Annotated in this window: 1 pseudogene; it reads left to right on the plus strand. The window is 44.4% G+C overall.

Features of this window, described 5'->3' with window-relative positions:
• Positions 1-5,898: pseudogene (locus tag ACFIK4_RS04125) on the plus strand (hemagglutinin repeat-containing protein); the annotation flags it as partial.

Below are 5,898 nucleotides of genomic sequence, written 5' to 3' on the forward strand. Positions count from 1 at the left end.
GGTAAGGCAACCTCTGGGGGCAATATGGAGCTGTCTTCGCGTCAGACACTTCAAGTTTCAGGGCTAGGGTCAGGCGCTGATGTAACACTTGAAACAGATGGAGCGCTTAATATTGGTGGCACTGTTTTAGCTGGGGGCAATCTCAGGGCGCATGCCGGTGGTGATATACAAGCCCATTTTTTAGCTGGTGGGGTTGATATGGCAGCCACGCAAGCAGCTGGCAGCCTTGTTCTTGGCACAAAAGGGGATGTTGATCTCCAGAGCAGTCAAGGTGCGATTTTTGCTGAAAGTATTTATGGGGCAGGAGATATCACCCTGGTTTCTCATAATGGGCTCTCTGTTTCCCAAACAATTCTGTCGCATCACAATGTTGCCATTCATGTTGACCCCCATGCCGGCATTCATTTTGGGCAAGTTTTAGCCTATGGCAGAGCAGACATTCATGGTGGGGCGGTTGATTTTTCTTCTTTGATGACGGGTGATGATGCCGTTTTAAAGGTGGGAAGTCTTGATGCAGGCACACTGATGACAGGTTTAGATTTTGTTCACTCTCAGGTGAGCCCTTCAAACCCTACAGGTGCTCTTGTTTTTCATGATAAAGGTTCCCTTTTTGCTACAGCGCAAGAGGGTATAAAGGTTGGGCATATTATCAGTGGTGGCAATATTGAACTTTTTGCTGGCAACGACATTTATTATGATCAGGTCATTGGCTATGGCAGTGCAACCCTGACCTCGGTATCAGGAGGGATCAGCGTTGAGAATGTGCTGTCTGCTACGGGGGATGTGAGATTGACAGCAAACACACTGGATTTGAGCAATGATCGTTCTCATATTTACACGCCGCAAACGCTATATTTAACTGCGGATCATATTTATGTCTCGGGCAGCACGCTGATTTATGGTGGTTTAGATTTTCAAAGCACCAATGTTCTTGATATTCACCATGCACGGCTACAAGCCATTACCGATGAAGGAGGGACTGGAGATATTCTTTTTGTTGCTCCAGGCGTTATGGTGGATCAGTTCACATCGGTTTTAGCAGCACGAGATTTTATCATCAAAACCGGGGAGCTTGAAAATAGCGGTCAATTGGCAGCGGGTCATGATTTAGCTTTTAGCGTGACGGGCGATGTGACCAACAGCAAAACGGGTTTAATTTATGTAAAGGGCAATGGTGCTTTACAAGTTGATGGGGCTTTGCTCAATGATTTTGNGTCTCAAAAACGAAGCCGATAGCATGCCTGTCATCACGGAAAAAACGGAAGAAGTCGCCATAGCATTCGAAAAACCAAAGGGTTTTAATTTGCTCAATGAACAGAATTTATATCACGATATGAAGAGAGAGCGTTGGGGAAAGGGGTATGTTACGTATATATTAATAGGTGGAGAGGATTATATACATACTCAAGGAGGGTATCTTAAGGAAGAATTTGTATTTGATAAAAAGCTTTGGGCTAACAAAGAGGGAACCTATGGCACGGCAACTTTGCAAGGTGGAACAGTCTATAAGGCATTCACTTGGAAATATGATAAAAGAAAAGGAGATATAGAACGCTATCAATGGAATAATCAGTCATACATGACAGAGAAGATTGTCACGCAGAGTTTTTCGCATAAACCGGCTGCTCAGGGGATGATACAATCTAGTGGCAATCTCATCATTAATGCCGATACCATTGACAACCACTATAGCATTATACAAGCAGGAGGAAATGCCGATATCCACGCCAATGTGCTCACCAATTTGGGGGCAACGGTTTATAAAAACACTTATATGGGTTGTAATGCTAATACGGATGCTTATTGTTATGGTTATAAAGCTGATGGAAGCCGCGATGTTTCCTTAGATATAGCTAATGGCACTTATCGCCAGACCGGTTCAGAAGCTCTTGATGCAGTTCTTGGTCTTGTCCAAGCGGGTGGCACTTTAAATCTGGTGGTTGATCAACTCAACAACAAGGCAGGGGAAGGTTCTATTACAGGGGATGCGCATTTTAAAGCACAAGCAGTTGAAGGCAATCCGCTGGAGTCCTTAAGCGGTTTAACCGGGGCTGGTGCTTTGTTTACACCAAAAGTGGATATCAATGGTGCAGGAGAACTTTCTGAGGGTCTCCCTTTGCCAAAGCCTCAATCGGGTGGGGTTGGTGGCACCTTGCCCAAGCAGAATTTTATTTATGAAACGCGGGCAGAATTCCTTGATGTTGGCAAGTTTTATGGCTCAGCCTATTATTTGAACAGAATTGGCTACAATCCTGATCGGGAGATTTTTTTCTTAGGGGATGCTTATTTCGAAAAGGAATTGATTGAAAAACAAATGCGTGATCTGGTTGGTCAAGGTTTGGGTAAAGGCTCCTTTATTCCTGGAAGTGATGCCATTGAACAAGTCAAAACTTTGCTGGATGTCGGGGCAGACTATGCAAAAGCCCACAATCTCCCTTTTGGTGAGGCTTTGAGTGAAGAACAATTGGCGTCCCTAGAAGTCCCGATGGTGATTTATGTGCGCCAACAGGTCAAGGGCATGGATGTTTATGCTCCGGTGCTTTACATCCCTGAAAAAGACAGAGCCTCCTTTGTTTCTGCTGGAGCTTTGATCATGGGCGATGGTGTCAATATCACCAGCCAGAATACGAGCAATTCAACGATTATCAATTCAGGGCGGATTGCGGCAAATCACCAATTGCATGTGCATGGCGGGGATATCCTCAGTCAAGGAGGGCATTTTGCGGCGGGTGGTGATGCTGTTCTCCTTGCGGAGAAGAATATTCGTTTGGATGCAGGGCGCACAACGGTTGACGGCGTGGAGACAGTATTAAACACCGAGGCACTTTCTGCTGGTGGTAATGCAACGGTGATTGCCAAACAAGATATCACAGCCTCAGGGGTGGGGATCACTACCGGAGGTGATCTTGCCATGGCTACAGAACAAGGCAACTTGACGATCGGTTCAGCAGAAACCCATTACCATGATGAACAGGGTGATGCTACCATGCATCATAAATCAGAAGTCAACTCTGGAGGCTCGACGACACTTGCCTCTGGAAAAGATTTGAATATCTTAGGCTCTGATGTTCAAACAAAGGATAAACTTCTCTTGCAAGCTGAGAGGAATGTTTCGATTGATGCCACACGCAATAGTATGGATAATCAGAATGGGAGTGAAACATCTCATGTTGCTTTACACAATGGCTCTCATTTAAGTTCTGGAAAAGAGACCACTGTTCTCTCTGGAAAAGATATCCATATGGCGGCTTCCGATATAGATGCCAAGGGCAAGGTGGGGCTGAAAGCCAGTAACGATATCCTGATCAACAATGCAGAAGATAGCTTACATTATGAGATATCCGATCACAAAGAGGATGGAATATTTAGTGAGAGAGTCCATAATAATGTTGAGGCTACTCAAGTTGTGGGCTCAAGTATAACAGGGGGTGAAGGGATGGCCTTTGAATCTGGCAACGATACAAAAATCATTGGATCGATGCTTTTTGCTGGAAAAGAAGAGGAAACACCAGATCAAGCAAAAGCAGATATTTCTATTCACTCTGGTGGGAATATTCTCATAAAAGGCGCTCAAGAACACTACGATCAGCAATACCAATCGTCATCAAGTAGCTTTTTGCATGAGAAATCTTCCGATAAATCTGAATCGCACACCACAACAGTTTCCTCTGTTCTTGAGGCAACGGGCAACATTGATTTGCAAGCAGAAAAAGAGTCCACAATTACTGCTTCTCATCTGCTTTCAGGTCAAAACATCAATGTGACAGCAGAAAATGTGACGATTGATGGCATGCAAGATCACCATAGCAGCCACTCAGAAGAACATGCATCTGGTTTTGGCGCGGGCTCAGGTGAGGACTTTGTGTCGATATATGGGAGTGAGGAAAAGGTGCAAAATGAAGAGAGTTTTGAACATCAAGGCTCTTCTCTCAATGCGTATGGCACTATCAACATCATTGCCAAGAAAAAAGATGTGAGCATAGTGGGCTCTGATTTTGCAGGTGAGAATATTAATCTTTCGGCAGCTCGTGATGTCAATGTGCTTGTGGGTCATAATAGCCATAAGTCAAATTCTGAAGAAAAGCGTTCAGGTTTTGGCATTCAGTTTGGAAAGAGCAGCAGTAGTGTTTCTTTGGGTGTTGGGGTTGCAAGCGTCAAAGATACGGGCGATCAATGGGAAACCACTTCCACACAATCACACATCACGGCACGCCAAGATGTGCAGATTACTGCTGACAATGATGTGAATATGCAAGCAGCTATTGTTTCGGCAAATCGTGATGTGAACATTGATGCCGGTAATAATATCACGCTTTCGGAAAGCCAAGATATCTCTAAGACACAAAAAAACCATGAAAATTTCTTTGCTGGTGTTACAGGTTCTGTCAATGTTGGCATTCTTAGTACCATACAAGATATAAAGGATGCAGGAAAACGTTTTGGTCATGGGGATACAAAACACAAAATCGGCAATGGCATCATTCTTGGTCTAAAAGGCAAAGATCTCTATAACAAAGGCAAAGATCTCTATAATGGGATAAAGAGCGGATCAACAAAAGATTCCCTTCTCAAGATGGTGGATATTTCTACCAGTGTTACCGTAGGCTTTAAGACTGAAAAGGAAGAGAAGTCTTCTCAGACATCTACTGCTGTAACCAATAGCATAGAAGCTGGGCGTTCTGTCAATATGAAAGCCCACAAAGGCAGCATCCATGGTGTTGGAGCTGATATTATCGCTGGCACCAATCCTGTTTATGCAAATGATCCGCAGAGCGGGAATATCAACTTGGAAGCAGGACAGCATATTACCTTTGAAAGTGCGCAAAACAAGAAAAGCACACAAAACCATAACCAAAGTGCTTCAATGAATATTGGAGCCAGTTATGGCACGGGTGGCGCAGGGGTAACAGGCAGTGCTGCTTTTAGTCAAGGGGAAGGTTCCAGTGAACAGGTTCAACAAAAGAACAGCCATATTGTTGGCACAGGTACTGTTCATACCACGAGTGGGGCAAACACCACATTGGCAGGCGCCGTGGTTTCTGGAGAGCGTGTAGAAATGGAAGTAGGAGGTGATTTTACCGTTGTCAGCCGCAGTGATACGGGACAAACTTCCAGCAAAAAAAACTCTGTTTCTGTTGGGGTTAAAGGCAATGGAAAGCCTGATGGTGCGTCAATAAACGTCTCTTTCCAAAATGATCAATCCTCCAGCGATTATCACAGTGTTGTGGAACAATCAGGCATTAAAGCCCGTGATGACGGCTTTGAGATCACCGTTAAAGATAAAACAACGCTGACTGGAGGTATTATTGAAAGCACAGCCTTGGCAGAAAAAAACAGCCTGACCACAGGAAGCATCAGCACCAGTGATATCAGCAACAGTGCGAGTGCCAAAGCCAGCAGTGATGGGATTAGCATTGCAGCGGGTGGTGCAATGGGCGAATACGACATCGCTAAAAACATTGCCAAAAATGTTTTAGATCATGCAGAACAACAGGATTCAAGGGAAGGATATACCAAATCTGCCATTAGCGATGGCACCATCGTCATTACTGATGAAGCAGGGCAGAAGGCATTGACAGGGCAAGGCGTTGATCAAACCATAGCTTCCCTTAACCGTAATACCGCTGAAGCTCATAAGGGTGTATCACAAATAGATGTCACTAAGCTGGAACAAACAGCTGGTGAAGATCGTAAAATGGCAACACAATTGCTGGAAGAAGGATTTAAATACAGCGATAAAGCCTATAAAAAATATAGTGAAGAATCCTCTAAAAAGCGCAATGATGTAGCCTCTAAAAAGCGTAATGCTGAAGCTCCTAAAAAGCACAATGCTGAAGCCTCTAAAAAGCGTAATGCTGAAGCCCCTAAAAAGCGCAATGATGTAGCCCCTAAAAAGCG

Origin of the sequence: Bartonella sp. AP9QHHD, assembly GCF_042195625.1 — a bacterium.
Classification (GTDB): Bacteria; Pseudomonadota; Alphaproteobacteria; order Rhizobiales; family Rhizobiaceae; genus Bartonella.